The 19104-nt window shown below is 45.9% G+C and carries 21 protein-coding genes; 16 read left to right on the top strand and 5 right to left on the bottom strand.

The window, feature by feature from the left end:
- Positions 1 to 63: 63 nt before the first annotated feature.
- The 3 genes from mbcS to rarD all read left to right on the top strand — a co-directional run bounded on the left by mbcS (position 64) and on the right by rarD (position 4348).
- Positions 64 to 1647 carry an acyl-CoA synthetase MbcS gene (gene mbcS / locus AC0VXY_RS17365; protein ID WP_475526022.1) on the top strand — a complete coding sequence of 528 codons (1584 nt, stop codon included), beginning with the start codon at positions 64 to 66 and terminating at the stop codon, positions 1645 to 1647.
- A gap of 116 nt (positions 1648 to 1763) precedes the next feature.
- Complete coding sequence (locus AC0VXY_RS17360; protein WP_475526021.1) at positions 1764 to 3359, top strand: amidohydrolase; 1596 nt, start codon at positions 1764 to 1766, stop codon at positions 3357 to 3359.
- 74 nt (positions 3360 to 3433) lie between these two features.
- On the top strand, positions 3434 to 4348 hold the full coding sequence (gene rarD, locus AC0VXY_RS17355) for an EamA family transporter RarD (protein WP_475526020.1): 915 nt from the start codon (positions 3434 to 3436) through the stop codon (positions 4346 to 4348).
- Positions 4349 to 4450: 102 nt separating this feature from the next.
- Here rarD and AC0VXY_RS17350 read toward each other — a convergent pair whose 3' ends face one another.
- Positions 4451 to 5251 carry an NAD kinase gene (locus tag AC0VXY_RS17350; protein WP_435994407.1) on the bottom strand — a complete coding sequence of 267 codons (801 nt, stop codon included), beginning with the start codon at positions 5249 to 5251 and terminating at the stop codon, positions 4451 to 4453.
- 157 nt (positions 5252 to 5408) lie between these two features.
- On the opposite strand from AC0VXY_RS17350, the gene sppA reads away from it, so the two are divergent.
- From sppA to AC0VXY_RS17310, 8 genes are all read left to right on the top strand, one after another.
- The gene (gene sppA / locus AC0VXY_RS17345) at positions 5409 to 6419 is read left to right on the top strand and encodes a signal peptide peptidase SppA (RefSeq protein ID WP_061810667.1); all 1011 of its coding nucleotides are present in this window, start codon (positions 5409 to 5411) and stop codon (positions 6417 to 6419) included.
- Positions 6420 to 6511: 92 nt separating this feature from the next.
- Complete coding sequence (locus AC0VXY_RS17340; RefSeq protein ID WP_435994409.1) at positions 6512 to 6964, top strand: RDD family protein; 453 nt, start codon at positions 6512 to 6514, stop codon at positions 6962 to 6964.
- A gap of 343 nt (positions 6965 to 7307) precedes the next feature.
- Entirely contained in the window at positions 7308 to 8018 is a 711-nt protein-coding gene (locus tag AC0VXY_RS17335) for a DUF2953 domain-containing protein (RefSeq protein WP_475526019.1), read from the top strand.
- A 15-nt stretch (positions 8019 to 8033) separates the two neighbouring features.
- A complete protein-coding gene (gene ytfJ, locus AC0VXY_RS17330; protein WP_435989653.1) occupies positions 8034 to 8510 on the top strand; it encodes a GerW family sporulation protein in 477 nt (158 codons plus the stop codon).
- Between the two features lie 128 nt (positions 8511 to 8638).
- On the top strand, positions 8639 to 9139 hold the full coding sequence (gene tpx, locus AC0VXY_RS17325; RefSeq protein ID WP_258265333.1) for a thiol peroxidase: 501 nt from the start codon (positions 8639 to 8641) through the stop codon (positions 9137 to 9139).
- Positions 9140 to 9271: 132 nt separating this feature from the next.
- A complete protein-coding gene (locus tag AC0VXY_RS17320) occupies positions 9272 to 10255 on the top strand; it encodes a class I SAM-dependent methyltransferase (RefSeq protein ID WP_475527893.1) in 984 nt (327 codons plus the stop codon).
- A 297-nt stretch (positions 10256 to 10552) separates the two neighbouring features.
- Positions 10553 to 11788 (top strand): acetate kinase, encoded by a 1236-nt coding sequence (locus AC0VXY_RS17315; RefSeq protein WP_475527892.1) that lies wholly within the window; start codon positions 10553 to 10555, stop codon positions 11786 to 11788.
- A 169-nt stretch (positions 11789 to 11957) separates the two neighbouring features.
- Complete coding sequence (locus AC0VXY_RS17310) at positions 11958 to 12797, top strand: EcsC family protein (protein ID WP_475526018.1); 840 nt, start codon at positions 11958 to 11960, stop codon at positions 12795 to 12797.
- Between the two features lie 26 nt (positions 12798 to 12823).
- Here AC0VXY_RS17310 and AC0VXY_RS17305 read toward each other — a convergent pair whose 3' ends face one another.
- Entirely contained in the window at positions 12824 to 13135 is a 312-nt protein-coding gene (locus AC0VXY_RS17305; protein ID WP_475526017.1) for a hypothetical protein, read from the bottom strand.
- 211 nt (positions 13136 to 13346) lie between these two features.
- On the opposite strand from AC0VXY_RS17305, the gene AC0VXY_RS17300 reads away from it, so the two are divergent.
- Together AC0VXY_RS17300 and argH are read left to right on the top strand one after the other, a co-directional pair.
- Positions 13347 to 14558 carry an argininosuccinate synthase gene (locus AC0VXY_RS17300; protein WP_475526016.1) on the top strand — a complete coding sequence of 404 codons (1212 nt, stop codon included), beginning with the start codon at positions 13347 to 13349 and terminating at the stop codon, positions 14556 to 14558.
- Complete coding sequence (gene argH, locus AC0VXY_RS17295; protein ID WP_475526015.1) at positions 14555 to 15949, top strand: argininosuccinate lyase; 1395 nt, start codon at positions 14555 to 14557, stop codon at positions 15947 to 15949. The genes AC0VXY_RS17300 and argH overlap by 4 nt, the downstream gene beginning before the upstream one ends.
- Before the next feature lie 102 nt (positions 15950 to 16051).
- Here the strand turns inward: argH and AC0VXY_RS17290 are convergent, their stop codons facing one another.
- Positions 16052 to 16504 carry a universal stress protein gene (locus AC0VXY_RS17290; RefSeq protein WP_435989659.1) on the bottom strand — a complete coding sequence of 151 codons (453 nt, stop codon included), beginning with the start codon at positions 16502 to 16504 and terminating at the stop codon, positions 16052 to 16054.
- 110 nt (positions 16505 to 16614) lie between these two features.
- Here AC0VXY_RS17290 and AC0VXY_RS17285 point away from each other — a divergent pair, with 110 nt between their 5' ends.
- Positions 16615 to 16767, top strand: a complete 153-nt coding sequence (locus tag AC0VXY_RS17285) for a hypothetical protein (RefSeq protein WP_167562120.1) — start codon at positions 16615 to 16617, stop codon at positions 16765 to 16767.
- 132 nt (positions 16768 to 16899) lie between these two features.
- Positions 16900 to 17997 (top strand): flavin monoamine oxidase family protein, encoded by a 1098-nt coding sequence (locus AC0VXY_RS17280; RefSeq protein ID WP_475526014.1) that lies wholly within the window; start codon positions 16900 to 16902, stop codon positions 17995 to 17997.
- A 30-nt stretch (positions 17998 to 18027) separates the two neighbouring features.
- Here AC0VXY_RS17280 and AC0VXY_RS17275 read toward each other — a convergent pair whose 3' ends face one another.
- Both AC0VXY_RS17275 and AC0VXY_RS17270 read right to left on the bottom strand, forming a co-directional pair.
- Complete coding sequence (locus tag AC0VXY_RS17275) at positions 18028 to 18156, bottom strand: hypothetical protein (protein WP_435989662.1); 129 nt, start codon at positions 18154 to 18156, stop codon at positions 18028 to 18030.
- A gap of 67 nt (positions 18157 to 18223) precedes the next feature.
- Positions 18224 to 18658: a MarR family winged helix-turn-helix transcriptional regulator gene (locus AC0VXY_RS17270; RefSeq protein WP_435989663.1), complete on the bottom strand. Its 435-nt coding sequence runs from the start codon at positions 18656 to 18658 to the stop codon at positions 18224 to 18226.
- 159 nt (positions 18659 to 18817) lie between these two features.
- On the opposite strand from AC0VXY_RS17270, the gene AC0VXY_RS17265 reads away from it, so the two are divergent.
- The gene (locus tag AC0VXY_RS17265; protein WP_475526013.1) at positions 18818 to 19102 is read left to right on the top strand and encodes an alcohol dehydrogenase catalytic domain-containing protein; all 285 of its coding nucleotides are present in this window, start codon (positions 18818 to 18820) and stop codon (positions 19100 to 19102) included.
- Positions 19103 to 19104: the final 2 nt, after the last annotated feature.

The following is a 19104-nucleotide window of genomic DNA, read 5'->3' as shown; positions in this document are numbered from 1 at the left end:
ATTTTAAAAATTTATATTATTTTGTATAATAGAAAAGAATCGACAAACAAGGGGGAGTCATAAGTGAAGAGGGAAGAATTGATCGCACCGGAAACGTACAATTTGGTGGAAGAAGTAGAGAAGTTTGCAAGTGATGGAGAAAAGCTTGCCATCAAGTGGGAAAACGAAGAAGGTAAAAAAGAAGACATTACATACAAACAATTATTGAAAAATGTAAATAAAATTGGAAACGTTTTCTCTGGAGAGGGGCTTGGAAAAGGGGATGTCATCCTTGTCATGGTTCCCCGCTTAATCGAGGCATATGCTGTCTATCTTGCCGCTCTGAAATCCGGGCTTGTCGTGATTCCAAGCTCTGAGATGCTGCGGACGAAAGATCTCGAATACCGCATCGATCATGGAGATGTGAAGGGGATTGTAGCGTATTCCCCTTTCGTCGAGCAGTTTGAAAACGTAAGGGGCATGGATAATCTCAAGAAGTTCGTAGTAGGGGACAAGCAGGACGGCTGGATTGCCATTGAAGAAGAAATGAAATCGGCCTCAGAGGATCTGGCATTCGCTGATACGAAAAGGGATGATATGGCCTTCCTTTCTTACACGTCAGGGACGACTGGGAATCCGAAAGGGGTTGTCCACACACACGGATGGGCCTATGCTCACCTGAAAACAGCGGCACGTGAATGGTTATGCATCGAAGAAGGAGACACGGTTTGGGCAACGGCAGGTCCGGGCTGGCAAAAGTGGATCTGGAGTCCGTTTCTGTCTGTCCTCGGTTCAGGTGCCACTGGTCTTGTGTACCAAGGGAAATTCGATCCGAACAAATACCTTCAGATGCTTGAGGATAACCATGTCAATGTTCTATGCTGTACGCCGACAGAGTATCGCCTGATGGCGAAAGTGGATAATCTGGGAACGTATAAGCTCGATCACCTGCACAGCGCCGTGTCGGCAGGGGAGCCGCTTAACAGGGAAGTCATCGATGCCTTCAAGAGACACTTCGAGATCGAAGTCCGTGACGGCTACGGCCAAACGGAGAATACCCTCCTTGTCGGAATTATGAAAGGGATGGAACTGAAACCGGGCTCCATGGGGAAACCAACCCCTGGAAACAGGGTCGAAATCATCAATGATGAAGGCTACCCTTGTGAAGTCGGCGAAGTGGGAGACATCGCGGTTCACGTAGAAACGCCGGCCCTGTTCAAAAATTATTACAAAGATCCTGAGCGCACGGCCATGCAGTTCAGGGGAGATTACTATATTACGGGAGATAAAGCCAAGAAGGATGAAGACGGCTACTTCTGGTTCGAAGGCCGTGGGGACGATATCATCATCAGCTCAGGCTACACAATTGGACCTTTCGAAGTGGAAGATGCCCTCGTAAAGCATCCTTCGGTTCAGGAATGTGCCGTCGTAGGAAGCCCCGATGAAGTAAGAGGACTGATCGTAAAGGCGTTTGTCGTCTTACGGGATGATGTGGATCAGAGGGATCCTGAGCTGATTCCTTCCCTTCAACAGCATGTAAAAGACTTAACGGCTCCTTACAAATATCCGCGTAAGATTGAATTTGTGAAGGAACTGCCGAAAACAACATCAGGAAAAATCAGAAGAATCGAACTGAGACAAAAAGAAATGAGTTCAGTGAAAAACTGATCAGGGATAGGGGGCCATTAAGGCTCTCTATTTTTTTTTGGTTTTTATCATTTCAGAATCTTCCTATAATATGATACATTTGAAAAATAGACTTTTATGAAAGAAGGCAATGCATCATGGGTACTTTATGGAGAAACGGCACCATCTATACAATGCAACAAGAAGGACATCATGTGGAAGCGGTTTTTACAGAGAATGGCCTGATTAAAGGATTAGGGACTTCGGAAGAACTTGAGCAGACGTTCACGATAGATTCAGTGGTGGATTTAGAGAAGAAGATCATGTTCCCGGGATTTGTCGATAGTCACATGCATCTCATCGGTCACGGTGAGACGCTGATGAGACTTGATCTTTCCAGTATGAACAGCAAGCGTGAAGTGCTGGATGCCATCAAGGAAAAAGCCAAAGGCGTCGAAGAAGGAAAATGGATCATCGGGGAAGGCTGGAATGAGAATTTATGGAGTGATGCAGCGGTCTTGACCAAGCAGGAAATCGATGCAGTCGTTCCGAACCATCCGGTGCTTCTAAAACGGATTTGCCGACATGCCATGGTGGTGAATTCACTTGCCTTTAAACATGCGGGTATCGATGAAAGCACTCCGAATCCAGCAGGCGGTTTAATTGAACGAGATGATGAAGGCGGGTTAAATGGTTTATTAAAGGATAAGGCACAGGATCTCATGGTCGATGCCCTGCCTGCCATTTCGTCAGAGTATCTTGTCGAAGCCCTGACAAAAGGAATCGAAAGCTGCTGGGAGCATGGATTGGTGGGCGGACATACAGAGGACCTGAGCTATTACGGAAACTTCAAGAAAACATATGGTGCGTTCCTTAAAACCATAAACGAAGGCAAAAGGAAATTCAGGGCCCATCTTCTTGTCCATCATGAAGTAATTGAAGATTGGAAGGAAGATGGCCATCAGTTCCTGAGCGGAAATGAATTCATTGAATTCGGTGCCATGAAAATCTTCGCGGATGGTGCACTGGGTGGCAGGACGGCACTCTTAAGCTATCCGTACGCCGATGATCCAAACACGACGGGAGTCAGTATCCACACGAACGAGCGACTTCTGGAACTTGTGAAGAAAGCAAGAAAATATGAACTGCCGATTGCCGTCCATACGATCGGGGATCAGGCATTTGAAAATGTCGTCGACAGTATTGTGGAGGCGCCGACCCTTCATGGTAGACGGGACCGGTTAATCCATGCCCAGATCCTCCGTAAAGAACTGATCGAGAAGATCAAAGGGCTGCCCCTCATCCTGGATATTCAACCAAGGTTTGTGGCATCGGATTTCCCATGGGTCGTTGAACGACTGGGTAAAGAAAACATGAAGTACAATTATGCGTGGAAAACGCTCCTGGACGAAGGCATCCCGTGTGCAGGCGGCTCGGATGCCCCGATCGAACCGATCAATCCACTTTGGGGAATCCATGCAGCGGTTACCCGCACGAACCCGCTGGACCCCGACAGAACCGTGTATCGTCCGGAAGAAAAACTGACGATGTATGAAGCCATATCCCTTTTTACAAAGGGAAGCGCGTATGCCTGTCACCATGAGGAAGATCGAGGAGAGATCCGTGAAGGGTACACGGCAGACTTCACCGTATTGGATATCGACCCATTCACCGTCGAAACAGACGAAATACTTGGCAAAGTCGTCGATATGACAATCGTTGACGAGACCATCGTCTATAAAAAAAGTAAATAATCATTGCCCCCAAAACTTTTCACCGATATAATGGAGATATTTCGGAAATAGAAATAGTTTTGGGGGTGTTTTTTATGAAGCAAGATCAAGCCGGTATCCTGTATACGGCGTTTTCATACTTATTATGGGGGATTCTGCCGATCTATTGGAAATGGGTTAATCATGTGTCAGCGGATGAAATCCTCGCCAACCGCATCTTTTGGTCGTTCTGGTTCATGCTTCTATTCTTGTTTGTCAGCAAGCGTTGGAGGGAATTCACCAACTATCTGAAAACATCTCTCACTAAAAAGAAGCAGTTATTCGCTTTGCTGGTTGCTTCACTACTGATCAGTACGAACTGGTTCATCTACATATGGGCCGTGAATACCAACCAGATGGTGGAAGCAAGCCTAGGTTATTATATCAATCCACTGGTCAGCGTGCTGCTCGGTGTATTCATCCTGAAAGAAAGCCTGTCGAAGGCCCAGATCATTTCCTTTGGATTAGCCGCCATAGGAGTGCTGATCCTGACTCTGTCATACGGGGAATTCCCCTGGATCGCCGTCGGTCTCGCATTCTCTTTCGGCCTATACGGATTAGCCAAAAAGCTCATCCAAGTGGAATCATCCATCGGCCTCACACTCGAAACGATGACCATCGCGCCATTATCCCTGATTTACCTTGGCTACATGTACAAAGAAGGAACCCTTTCCCTCTTCCATGTTTCAGTAGGGACGGACCTCTTACTGATGGGAGCCGGGGCAGCAACGGCGATTCCATTATTATTTTTCTCCAAGGGTGCCCAGCAGATCCCGCTATACATGGTCGGATTTCTGCAATATATCGCCCCGACGATCACGTTGATACTCGGTATATTCATGTACCATGAGGAGTTCTCTGTTACCCATCTCGTTTCGTTCTTGTTCATCTGGCTCGCCTTGACGGTCTTCACGGCGTCGCGTGTGCAGTATGCCAGGAAACGCAGAAGGGATGCCAGATTGTCGGCATGATGAAAAACGCTCCAGTCTTTTTGACTGGAGCGTTTTTGTTTGGGTTTTAGTTTTAGTATTTTAATCAACCCCAAAAAATCTCACTTTCACAACCCATTCAACCTACAAAAACGAACGCTTCACTTTCTCCCAGAAAGAATTATCCTTCAATTTCACCGTTTTGATGATTTTATCACTGAGTTTGGCTTCGACTTTTTCCACATGCTGAATGCTCAATGCCTCATTGTCCATTCCCATGGCAGGGTAGTCGTTTCCGTCCTGGACGATCTTCAGTACGAGGCGGCGCTGTCCGCTCACGATGAAGGAGGATCCGAGTGTACGGTAGCGGTTATTATTCAGGGAAGCCATTTCGCTCACCTGGATGCAAGGAAGCATCGGATCGACAATGGCGCCGTTGACGGATTTGTTATAGGCGGTGCTTCCCGTCGGGGTGGCGAAAATCATGCCGTCGCCCCGGAATGTTTCGAAATGTTTGTCGTCGATGAAGACGTCCATGACGAAGGTCTTGATGATGCCGGAGCGGATGCTGAATTCATTCAGGCAGTGAAAGGACGTCTGATTATCGACGGTCACTTCGATGGTCGGATATTTACGTACTTCGATCTGCTCTGTTGTCATGGCTTCGATCATCTTGGACGTGTCATCGATATGGAAGTCACAGTACATGCTCAATGTGCCTCCAGTGGAGATACCTGCGTACAGACAGTCCTGTCTGAAACCGGTTTGACGGACGGCCTGAAGGAATGTTCCGTCGCCGCCGATACTGACGATGATATTGGCGGTTTTAGGAGATTCGACAATAGTGAAATTATAGCGGGTCGCAAGTTCATATAAATGATCGAGCTTCGCCTGCATGCCTTCTTCGTGTAAAGCATAGAAATAGATATTTCGTCGGTTATTCATCATATGTACCTCCCTGAAATATAAAAATCAGATAATTTTTCCCATTTCCATGAAATTTTGCTAGAATCTAACTTAGTGAATATTCTATCATGTTTTCACATGAGAATGATATTCATATCCTTACATAAGATAGGGTAAACGAGGGAGGAATATACAGATGAATGCAAAAAGGTGGACAGCATTGGGAATCGCTGGCGCATTATTCTTTGTTTCGGTAATCGTCAACTTTGCGACCTCTGCTGTGACAAGTGATGTTAATCAAGCATTTGAAGACATGTTCGGAGGGACGGACAATCCTTTCTCCGAGGAAATCATCGATGAAGGAAATGCGAATAAACGGATCGCGGTCCTGGAAGTGGAAGGTGTCATCCAGGATACGGGTGGTGCAAGTTCCTTATTCGAAAGCCCGGGCTATAATCACGAGCTCTTTATGGATAAGCTTGATGCCGTTGAAAAAGACAAATCTGTCAAAGGGATTATTTTAAAAGTGAATTCCCCAGGCGGCGGCGTTGTGGAAAGTGCACAGATCCACTCGAAGCTTGTGGAAATCATGGAGAAGACGAAAAAGCCGATCTATGTATCGATGGGCGGTACGGCGGCATCCGGCGGCTACTACATATCGGCTCCTGCTACGAAGATTTTTGCCAGCAAAGAAACGCTGACAGGTTCTCTTGGAGTCATCATGCACAGCATCAACTACTCGGAACTGGCAGAGAAATACGGCGTCGATTTCGTCACGATCAAAAGTGGACCGTACAAAGACATTATGAGTCCAACTCGTAAAATGACCGATGAAGAACGGAAAATCATACAATCGATGATCGATAACTCTTATGAAGGCTTCGTGGATGTCATCGCCAAAGGCCGTGATATGTCTGAAGCGGAAGTGAAGAAGATTGCCGACGGACGTGTGTACGATGGAATCCAGGCGAAGGAAGTCAATCTGATTGATGAATTCGGCTATGTGGAAGATACGATTGCAGCGATGAAGAAAGATTATAAATTGAAAGATGCACAAGTATTTGAATACACGGCAGGCGATCCTTTCTCCGAATTCTTCAGTATGGGTGCAAAGAAAATGATGGGTCAGGACATGGAAGCGGCGGCACTGATGAAACTTCTATCAAACCCGGGTTCTCCACGATTGATGTATCTCTATTCTGAATAAGGAAGGTGAATGAAGTGAGTGATCGCTATGAACATAATGAAACACGGGAGCATATCGAAGTTCAATCTTCTTCTCCTGACTTTTCAAGGACAATCCCGCATGACGGATATTACCTGGCGGGATTCTGGATACGGTTCTGGGCATATCTGGTGGATCTGATCGTCATTGGAAGCATCACGCGGCTGATCGTGAATCCAATCTTCAAACTATTGGACATTTCTTTATCCGACGGCTCGATGTTTGCCCCGATTTCCATTTTGACGAGCATCGTGTTCTACGGGTATTTCGTTTTAATGACGAAATACTTCAGCCAGACGATCGGGAAGATGGTATTCGGTATTCGTGTCATTGAGCTGAAAGGCGGTAAACCATCATGGGGAACCATCCTCTTCAGGGAGCTGATCGGCCGGTTCATCTCCACGACCGTCTTTATTTTATACGTGGTCGTGGCCTTTACCCATAAGAAGCAGGGCATTCATGATCTGTTTGCAGATACGACTGTGGTCCAGGAAAAGAAAAAGCTGGAATTTACTCCAGCTGTGTGATTTAGAGAGGCAAACCTGCTGATGGGGCGGGTTTGTTTTTTTTGTGCGTGATTGGACTTCTGTGAAAAAAATGGACATTAAATAATGAGATGACGATTTGAATGGATTACCTTTTTATGGAAAATAACGCAATTACGTGGTGAAATGACGCAATTAAATAAAAAATGACGCAATCACGGGAATAATGACGCAATTAATCGAAAAACGACGCAATCACCACCCGAAATGACGCAATTCCCCCTCAGGACCCCTCCAAAAGACCCTCTTTTCACCGCAATTTCCATCAGCCCAAGTTTAATTCTCCCAATAAAGGCCATAATAACAGGTTGAAGGGTGTGAATGTATGAGCTGGTGGGTCTGGACGTTAATCATTATCGCGGCACTTATTATTTCTCTATTATTCATTCTTATAATCACGAAGCTGACGGTCACGATTTCCTTATACCATGGAAATGACAATGATCATTTCAAGGTGAAGCTGAGGGCGTGGTTCGGTTTGATCAAATATACGATCGACATACCGCTCGTGAAGCTTGATGACGACGGTCCGAATGTCGTCGTGGAACAGGAAACGAAGAAAGGGAAGGAAAGCGACCCTTCCAAGAAAAAGGCGTCCAAAAAGAAAATCACGCCTCATGATTTCATTGCCAGTTTAAATGATACGAAGGAAATCGTCATTCACGTACAATCCATGCACCGGATCATCCGGGGGTTTCTTAAAAAAGTCAAACTGGATCAGGTCAAGTGGAAGACTTTATTCGGGACTGGGGATGCGGCATCGACGGGGACGTTGACTGGGACGATCTGGGGAATGAAAGGGAGCATCATCGGCATCCTGAGCGGGTATATGCGCCTGCAATCCATGCCGGTCATCGAAGTGACACCGACATTTCAACATGCGGTGATTCAAACACAATTTTCATGTATTATCCAGTTTCGCATAGGGAATGCTATCCTAGTAGGTTTCAAGATACTTCGGTATTGGAGAGGCGGTATGGCTAAGTTCAAGACAAAGCCCCTTTCCACCATTTCTGGAGAAAAACATTCAGTCTAATTAGGAGGTCTTCATATGTCAGAACATCCGATTGAAGGTCTGATGACCACGGCAATGGAAAATTTAAAAGAAATGATCGATGTGAATACGATCATCGGTGATCCCGTTGAAACACCCGATGGAAGTGTCATCCTCACCGTTTCAAAGGTAGGCTTTGGGTTTGCTGCAGGCGGCAGTGAGTTCATCATCGACAATAAGGGTAAAGACGACAGCGGTAAAGGCGGAGAAGGCGGCGGTGATAAGTCATCCCCTAAGCAGCAGCCGTTTGGCGGAGGTAGCGGGGGCGGTGTCTCCATTACGCCGATCGCGTTTTTGATCGTCGGCTCGAAAGGTATCAAGATGCTTCATTTAGATGAAAGCACTCACCTGATCGACCGCTTGCTGGACCTTGCTCCTGGTGCCATCGAGAAAATCCAGGGCATGATGAAAAAGGATGGCAATAAAGAGGATCAAAACGGGCAGCACAATCAAAATCATAAGATGGAGCTGTAAATGATTGCGTGCTTACTCGAATGAGTGAGCTCATCTTTTTTTTGAAAAGGACCCCTATGATTTGCTTTCCCCCTTCCTTTTTCTGTACTATGAAGGGGTACATACTATTTATAGAGGAGGAACAAATAATGGCAAATATCACGTTTAAGAATAACCCTGTCACTCTATTAGGTAATGAGGTTAAAGTAGGCGACAAAGCTCCCAACTTCACAGTATTAGCTAATGATCTATCGGAAGTCACACTGAATGATTCCAAGGGCAAGGTACGTTTAATCAGTGTCGTTCCTTCCATCGATACCGGTGTTTGTGATGCGCAGACACGAAAATTCAATGAAGAAGCAACGAAATTTGATAACGTAGAAGTATTGACGGTTTCAGTTGATCTTCCATTCGCACAAAAGCGTTGGTGCGGAGCGAACGGAATCGAAAATGTCCAAACCCTTTCCGATCACCGCGACCTTTCTTTCGGTGAAGCATTCGGCGTGCACATCCAGGAACTTCGTCTTCTTGCACGTGCTGTATTCGTTGTAAACAGCAATGATGAAGTGACGTATGTGGAATATGTGAGCGAAGCGACTGACCACCCGGATTATGATGCTGCCGTAGAAGCAGTGAAAAACGCGAAATAATCCTGCCCCAACTGAACATATATACAGACATGCTGACCTGACTTACCCATGGTCAGCATTGTTTTTTTACAAAAGGGTGGGACAAAGGTAAAATAGATGAATGAAATTGTGATAAAGGAATGAATGCCGATGATTAATTCGCCAGTCGAATCATTATTTGGAATAATCGATGAAACGGCCACCCTTCTGAAGGATGAACTTGCCTGCAGTTATTTAGAAGCCGTTGCCGAAACGGGGGAAAACCTTTTTCAAGGGGACGTCCTCCAGGAAGAAGTCAGCGAACTGACGAAGAAGCGCCTGAACAAAAAGTACGACGAAGTAAATTTTTCTCAACTTGAGAATGAACATATCCGTAAAGCGTTTCAATTCGCGATTCTAAAAGGAATGAAAGAAAACGTACAGCCGAATCATCAAATGACGCCGGACTCACTTGGATTATTCATCAGCTATCTGGTGAATAAATTCACAGCTGGCGTGAATAAGCTGACGGTCCTTGATCCTGCGATCGGAACGGGGAATCTCTTAACGACAGTATTGAACCAGATGCCGGGGAAAGAAACCCAATCCATCGGTGTGGAAATCGATGAAGTACTGATCAAGCTTGCGTATGTGGGAGCAGATCTGCAGAAGCATCCACTGCAGCTTTTCAACCAGGATTCCCTTGAGCCATTGTTCATTGATCCCGTCGATCTTGTCCTTTGCGACCTGCCGATCGGGTATTATCCGAACGACCTGCGCGCCCAGGATTATGAGCTGAAAGCAGATGAAGGACATTCGTATGCCCACCATCTATTCATCGAACAAAGCCTGAAGCATACGAAAGACGGAGGATACCTCTTCTTCATCGTGCCGAACGGACTTTTCGAATCGCCCCACAGTGCACAGCTTCATGGTTATCTGAAAGAAAAAGCAGACATCCAGGGCTTCCTGCAGCTGCCGCTCTCCCTGTTTAAAAATAAAAATTCTGCAAAAAGCATCCTGATCCTTCAAAAGAAAAAAGAAGGAATTAAGCCTCCTAAAGAGGTATTGCTTGCGCAACTGCCAAGCCTTTCGAATCAGAGAGCCCTTCAGGACATCCTGTCGAAGATCGATCAGTGGCTTGTGCAGAATAAATAAACGTATGAATCGAGACTGCCTTCTGGCGGTCTTTTTTTTAAGGGTGTTTTATTGGATAGGTGTTGGGGGTATGCAGAGAATGAGAAGTTTATCGACCGTTATTTAGATTTATAGACCGCTCAACATTAAAAGACACATTTTGCACGAGTAGATACATGGCGCTCTGTTTTCTAATTTTTGTGAAAACATTTAATTTAACATGAAAACGATGTCATTTCAAGCTTTTTCTTGAAATAGGGTGGAGTCAGTGATTTAATGGGGAATTGAGAGATAAAAAACGATTCAATGAACAGAATAATGGTAGAGTCGATAGATCGAAAACAAAAGGAGCGATACAACGTGGCAAAAAAAGTGATTGCAATTAATGCTGGAAGCTCTTCGTTAAAGTTTCAGCTTTTTGATATGCCTGAAGAAACAGTCATTACCAAAGGTCTAATTGAACGTATCGGATTAAACGATGCGGTTTTCAATATAACAGTGAACGATGAGAAATGTGAAGAAGTGACGGATATCCCGAATCATGAAGTAGCGGTAAAAATGCTGCTTGAAAAGCTGACAGGCTTTGGCATCATCAACTCACTTGATGAGATCGATGGAATCGGTCACCGTGTCGTGCACGGCGGAGAGGTCTTCAATGATTCCGTTTTGATTACAGACGAAGTTGTGACGAAAATCGAGGAACTGTCTGATTTGGCTCCACTTCATAACCCGGCAAACTTAACAGGAATCAAAGCATTCCATAGCGTGTTACCGAATGTTCCTGCGGTTGCTGTGTTTGATACAGCGTTCCACCAAACAATGCCCGAAAGCTCGTTCTTATACAGCCTTCCGTATGAGTACTATGAAGATTTCGGAATCCGTAAATATGGTTTCCACGGAACTTCCCACAAGTATGTATCACAGCGTGCAGCTGAAATGCTAGGACGTCCGGAAGAGCAAGTGCGCCTGATTTCCTGTCACTTAGGTAACGGTGCAAGTATCGCAGCCATCGAAGGCGGTAAATCCATCGACACGTCCATGGGCTTCACACCACTTGCCGGTGTTGCCATGGGAACTCGTTCAGGTAATATCGACCCGGCCCTTATCCCGTTCATCATGGAGAAAACAGGATCAACGGCTGATGAAGTATTAAATATCCTCAACAAGAAGTCCGGTATGCTTGGTGTATCAGGATTCTCAAGTGACCTTCGTGATATTGAGCTGCAGGCTTCAGAAGGTAACGAGCGTGCGGAACTGGCTCTTGAAGTGTTCGCTAACCGTATCCACAAATACATCGGTTCATATGCATCACGCATGTACGGTGTAGACGCAATTGTCTTCACGGCAGGTATCGGTGAAAACAGTACGCTGATCCGTGAAAAAGTCCTTCAAGGCTTGGAATTCATGGGCGTATACTGGGATCCGGCACGCAATCAGGTCCGTGGTAAAGAAGCATTCGTCAACTATCCGCATTCACCGGTAAAAGTCATGATCATTCCTACGAATGAAGAAGTCATGATCGCTCGTGATGTTGTGGAAAAAGGAAATATCTAATATAAATGAAACGGGATCGCTATCTATGGCGGTCCTGTTTTTTTATAAAGCATTTCCTTTCCGTTCAAAATAACTGACTATTCCCACCATTCTCCCCTTCACCAACGAATTGTCCCTTCCATATATGGTATACTATACGTAATTTAAGGAATGTAAGGAGTGGGGAGAAGTGAACTGGTCAGAACGAGATAAGCAGGTATGGCAGGGGATCAAGGCTTGGAGAGAAGAGTTGTATGAATATGAAGCGAATGATTTGGAGCATACATATGTGAAGTGGCTGGATTACGCGTTTGAATCGATTCCTGAAGATGTTCAGGATCAATTTTTTCAGCGGCTGGATGGCTGGTTGTTTCATATGCATTCCCTGATTCAAGGTTCACAGATGCAAAATGACGCACGGGAGCGGATCCTTGTGACGGCGCGGGCATTCAATCAGGACATTCAGACGGTCGAGGATCTTCATTATTTAACGATTGACCAGCTTCATTACATAGCGGAACAGCATGCGGGACGCCATCGCATCTATTCCCTGTTGCAAGGAGGGGTGACGGGTACCGGGGGGCTTGTGGCTCTTGGATCGGATCTGCCTGCCATGCTCGTCATCAATCTTCGTTCGGTGCAGCTCATCGCCATCACCTACGGATTTGATGTTCAGACGCCGTTTGAAATGATGACGTCGCTGAAGGTGTTCCATGCAGCGACCCTGCCGGCAAGACTCCGGGCCCTTGCTTGGGAGGATCTGATGGAGGACTTGAATAAGAAGGATTCGAATTACTTCTATGACGGGTCAGAGCAGCTGACGGATTATACGTGGCTGGAAGGGTCCATGAAACAGGCACTGAAAGCAATGGCCATCACCATGTTCAAAGGGAAGAAGTGGTCGGGTCTGCCTCTTGTCAGCATTGCCATCGGAGCGGGATCCAATTATCAGCTTTCGAGGAAAATTACTGATTTTGCCGAAAAATATTATCAATACCGCTATTTGCGCGATAAGAAAAATGAACAATAAAAAAGGGGAATGATGTGTGCAACGCATCATTCCCTTTCTGTTTTTTCCGGATTGGTCCGGTACCAGAGCCATAGATCATTGATTTCCGAAGCCCGTTCAGAGATTTCATGATTGATCATGCAGGATCGTTCAAAATCATCTTCCTGAGCGAGTTCATCCTGAAGGCGCTCGATCTCCACATCAATTTCCCCGATTCGGTCTGGAATCGTTCCCCGGACACGCTCCCACTCTAGGAGAATTATTTCCTGTTCCTCTGGAGAATACATCGGCCATTCCTTCACCTGCAGTGGAAGGTGGATGCCGAGTCTTGAATCATATGAAAAAAATTCGTTCCACATCTTTCTGAATGCTCCTCACATTTCATTCTTCTTTCATCCTACAATAAATTCTGCGTGAAGCCCAGTGCGAAGGCGATGTCATTATTTGTCCATAAAATATTTATACAAATTAATGAATAAGTATTGATGTATTTCTCGTAAACTGCTAATATAAATTCATCTTAAAGAATAAATATTCATTTATATAGAAAATCAACAGGAGGAGATACGGATGAATAAAAAAGTGGTATTAGCCTACTCAGGTGGTTTGGATACGTCGGTAGCGGTTCAATGGTTAAAAGAAAAAGGATACGAAGTCATTGCATGCTGCCTGGATGTCGGGGAAGGAAAGGATCTTGATTTTGTACAAGAAAAAGCGTTGACGGTTGGAGCGTCCAAAAGCTTTGTCATTGATGCAAAAGAAGAGTTCGCGAATGAATACGCACTTCTTGCCCTGCAAAGTCACGCACTGTATGAAGGGAAATACCCACTGGTGTCCGCACTCTCAAGACCGTTGATCGCAAAAAAACTTGTTGAGATTGCAGAACAGGAAGATGCAACGGCTGTTGCACATGGCTGCACGGGGAAAGGAAATGACCAGGTGAGATTCGAAGTGTCCATTGCGGCATTGAATCCTTCACTGGAAGTAATCGCACCGGTTCGTGAATGGAAGTGGTCACGTGAAGAAGAAATCGAATATGCGAAGGATAAGGGGATTCCGATTCCCATCAATCTCGATTCACCATACAGTATCGACCAGAATCTTTGGGGCAGAAGCAATGAATGCGGGGTGCTGGAAAATCCTTGGACTGCACCACCTGAAGATGCATATGATCTAACAGCAAGCATCGAAGAATCTCCAAATGAAGCGGATGTGGTTGAAATCACGTTCTCAAAAGGGGTGCCTGTGGAGCTGAATCACGTGGCATATCCTCTTGATGAAATTATTGCGAAACTGAATGTGCTTGCCGGTAAGCACGGAGTCGGCCGTATCGATCATGTAGAAAATCGCCTTGTCGGGATCAAGTCACGTGAAGTATATGAATGTCCTGCAGCCATGACCCTTTTAAAAGCACATAAAGAACTGGAAGACCTCACACTGGTGAAAGAATTGGCCCATTTCAAACCGGTGATCGAGAAGAAAATGACAGAATTAATTTATGAGGGACTATGGTTCTCTCCATTAAATAAAGCATTAAAGGCTTTCCTAGATCAAACTCAGGTGTATGTGAACGGTGTGGTACGCGTGAAATTATTCAAAGGCCATGCCATCGTCGAAGGAAGAAAATCACCGAATTCCCTGTATGATGAAAACCTTGCGACGTACACAAAAGCGGATGAATTCGATCACGATGCTGCCATTGGATTCATTCAACTATGGGGTCTGCCGACGAAGGTGTCTTCCATGGTCAACGCTGAGAAGAAAGAGAAAGTCACTCTATGAGTAAGCTGTGGGGAGGACGTTTCACCAAGAAGCCGGAAGAGTGGGTGGATGAATTCAATGCATCCATCTCATTCGACCAGGAGCTCGTACTAGAAGACATCGAAGGCAGCATCGCCCATGTGAAAATGTTAAAAAAATGCGGGATCCTGACGGAAAGTGAAGCCGATCAGATCCTCGATGGCCTCCATGTGCTGTATGGAAAGGCTGAAAAGAATGAACTTCAGTTTTCCGTTGAGTATGAAGATATTCATTTGAATCTGGAGAAGCATCTGATCGATTTAATCGGTGAGGTCGGCGGCAAGCTCCACACGGGAAGAAGCCGTAACGACCAGGTTGCGACAGACATGCATCTCTTTTTAAAAAGACGGGTGGAGGAAATCGTCAAGCTCGTTGAGGACCTTCAGGAAGCGATCATCGTTCAGGCGGAAGAGAATGTGGAAACGATCATTCCTGGCTATACTCATCTGCAGCGTGCCCAGCCGATTTCGTTCGCTCATCATTTGATGTGTTATTTCTGGATGTTGAACCGTGATAAGGAGAGACTTGTCGACTCGTTAAAACGAATTGATATCTCTCCATTGGGTGCCGGTGCACTTGCCGGGACAACTTTCCCCATTGATCGTGAGTATTCATCCGAACTTCTTGGCTTCGATTCTTGCTATGAAAACAGTCTCGATGCCGTAAGTGACCGTGATTTCATCCTGGAATTCCTGAGCAACAGCTCGATCATGATGACTCATCTTTCCCGTCTGGCGGAAGAGATGATTCTGTGGTCCACGGAAGAATTCCGATTCATCGAGCTCGATGACAGTTTTACGACTGGAAGCAGCATCATGCCACAGAAGAAGAACCCGGATATGGCGGAGCTAGTCAGAGGAAAGACGGGCAGGGTGAATGGGAATCTCATTTCCCTTCTTACTGTGTTAAAAGGACTGCCGCTTGCGTACAACAAGGATATGCAGGAAGACAAGGAAGGCATGTTCGATACGGTGAAGACCGTGGTGGGATCGCTTAAGATCTTTACGGGCATGATTTCGACGATGAAAGTGAATACGAAGCAGATGGAGGAAGCAGTCGGAAACGATTTTTCCAATGCGACAGAGCTTGCGGATTACTTGGCGACGAAGGGGATTCCGTTCAGGCAGGCCCATGAAATCGTTGGGAAGCTTGTGTTGTATTGTATTGAGAAGGGCTGTTATTTGAAGGATGTTCCGCTTGAGGAGTATGGTGAGTTTTCTTCGTTGATCGAGGAGGATATTTATTCGATTTTGGCTCCGTATTCGGCTGTGGAGAGAAGGAAGTCGTATGGTGGTACGGGGTTTGAGCAGGTGAAGGTGCAGATTGGGAAGGGGAAGGCTGAGTTGGGGTCTTTGGCTACTCAATCTGTGTAATAGATAGTGCTGGTTGATTTTCTTTCTAATATCACCAAAAAGAGCGGTTGAAAAGGAACCTCCTCCTTCAACCGCTCTTTTTTTGTTGGAAAGATGGTAAAATCAATCTTCCACTTCTTCCGTTCTGACAACCAGTACGTCGCAGTGGGCAGCCCGGGTGATGTGTTCGGAGACGCTGCCGATGAGGAACCGTTCGACGGCGTTAAGGCCGGTGGCTCCGCATATGATGAGGTCTGCTTTGACGTTTTTGTTTGCTTCTCTTGGGATGATCACTTTCGGGGAGCCATATTCGACATAGGTTTTGACTTTGGTCAATCCGGCTTTGGCCGCTTCTTCTTTGTATTCGTTTAATAATTCTTCAGCATACTTGATGGCTCTTTCTCCTACTGTACGGTCGTAGGATTCGATGGCGGCGAAAGAGCGGGTGTCGATGACGTGGATCAGGGACAGAACGGCATCGTTCCGTTTTGCGATGGCAATCGCTTTTTTGAAGGCCCATTCTGCTTCCCTGGATCCATCTACAGCTACTAATATGTTGTGGTATTTTAAACTCATTGTGATCCCCTCCTTACATTCATCATACTATATTTTCCCACTTATATCTGTAGCCAATTTTCGAACAATAAAGGAGAATAGACTACTTATTTTTTTAAGGGGGAATCACCATGAAGAAGAGAGATCCGAAAGAGCAGTTCACGTATGATGAAAATGCGAACCAACAGGTAAGCCAGCAGATCATGGATTCGTATACGAGCGGTGTCATCGATACGGAAAATGGTCAGTACGGGACGTATGAAAACGAACAATATGAAGAGTAGGTAAAGGAAAAGCTTGCAGAGACAGTAAATGTTTCTGCAAGCTCTTTTTTTTGCTCAAGCTCCCCTGAATGAAAAGGTCCGTCCCTTCTGCTACAATACTCTTTAGTATAAAAAGAGATAGGAGGTCACGGCATGAAGAAACCTGTGATTATTATCGGGGCAGGCCTGAGCGGTCTCAGGGCCGCTTCCCTTCTCCACGCGAAAGGCATTGAGTGTGTGGTCCTTGAAGCCAGGGAAAGAATCGGAGGAAGAGTCATAAGTGAGACCATCGGAGGGACGGACCTTGCGAAAATCGACCTTGGACCGACGTGGTTCTGGCCGGATTATGAGCCGCTCATTACACGTCTTGTAAAGGAGCTCGGTTTACAGACGTTCCTGCAGCATACGGAAGGAGCGCTTCTCTATGAGCAGTCAGAAAACGCCAGACCGCAACGTCATGTATTACCGGAAGGGGCTGTGCAAAGATCTTTCAGGCTGCATGGAGGCATGGAGGCAATCATTGATGCCGTCTATGATACTCTTCCGCCCGGTACTGTTCATTTGAATACAACCGTAAAGGCAATCCATATGGATAACGAAGGAGAAATCACGGTCGAAGCTGATGAACAAGGCGGGAAGAAGGAATGGAAGGCGGAAGCTGTGATTCTTGCAATGCCACCAAGGCTTGTGGCACGACGTCTTGCCTTCTCACCTTCTCTTCCTGAAGAACTCATGCAAAGTCTGATTGAAACACCAACTTGGATGGCGGGACAAGCGAAGGCAGTGGCCGTTTATGAAACTTCATTCTGGCGGGAAGAGGGACTTTCCGGTCAGGTGACGAGCTGGGCGGGTCCGCTTCAGGAAATACATGACGCCTCACCAGAAAAAGGGTTAGGTGCACTTTTTGGATTCTTCGGAATGCCGGCAGCTGTGCGCAAAGAGCTTGGGGAGGATAAAGTATTGAGTCTTGTCCTGGAACAGCTGACACGCTTATTCGGTGAGCAGGCGGGTTCGCCCATCTCACTTCTGTACAAGGATTGGTCAGATGACCCACATACTGCGGTATTAGAAGATGCTGAACCGCTGACAAGTTTTCCTGAATATGGTCCACCGGGGAATGCAGGCATATGGGAACAGAAGATCCTATTTGCCGGGACCGAAACCGCAGCAGCAAACGGGGGTCATCTTGAAGGCGCGCTATTATCAGCTGAGCTTGCAGTTTCGCAATTCTTCGCCAATGTTTACAAATGAAAGAGCCATCACCTCCTACGGTGATGGCTTTTATCTGTCATGCTTCTTCGTACACAACCTCAAGGGCCCCTTTAATCTGCATATCGAATAAAGCTGTAAAGCTGTCTCGAAGCTGATTCCTTTACCGGCTCCAATAATCACAATCGTTTTATTCATCATGAATTCCTCCAATTATTTATATTTGTATATGCAAATGAATGGTCAAAAAAAGAGCGCCTAGACATGATCACTCTTTTTCAAGCTTCAAACTTGCCTCATGCAGCATCCGGCTCAAATCCAGGCTGAAATCCTTCCCAAGTGTTTGGGAATAGTCATCGAACAGCTCTTTGATCGATACTCGGAACTCCCGATACAATTCTTCCCCTTCATCGGTTAAAGAGATGAACGTTTGCTTGCCCGACATTTTGCGCAGGACGATGTTTCTCTTTTCCAATTTATCGATGAACCGTGTACTGGTGGAAGGGGCAATGGCCAGCTTCTGGCACAGTTCCTTCTGTGTGATCCCCGGCTTATAGTGGATGACCATGATCATATAAAAATACGATGGAGCAAGTCCGCCGGCATCCAGGTGTTTTTCTGCAAGCTTGGTGATGCTTCTGGAAAAACGGCTTGCCGTGAAGTATAAGCAGTGAATCAGAACGTCGTCTTGTTCTTCGTTCATTAGATCAACACCCTTTCATTTGCACATACAAATTAACATAGAGAAGAACATCTTGTCAATATAAGCGCAGATTATGGATGTTCTTTCAGTTTTTCTATTATCTCAATCTTACTCTGTTACAGTAGAATGAAAAGGAGATGTTGGAAAAGGGGTGTTGTGATGAAAGCAGTGATTCAAACCGAATTTGGAGATTCCGGTGTGCTTCAACTAGCAGATGTAGAGACTCCAAAAATAAGAAAAGAAGAAGTGTTGATCAAAACGGCGTTTACCAGTGTGAACTATGCAGATATCAAATCCCGGAAAGGCAGCAAAGGAAAGGGGAGTTTCCCCCTCACTCTTGGGCTCGATGCAGCGGGGACCGTTGTGAAAGCAGGGGAATCTTCCGGTTTTGCAGCCGGGGACCGCGTCATCGCTTTTCCTATAGGCGGTTCTGAAGGCCCATAAAC

Source organism: Rossellomorea sp. QJM3NY_18 (assembly GCF_056173145.1).
This window is presented reverse-complemented; position numbering and strand designations above follow the sequence as displayed.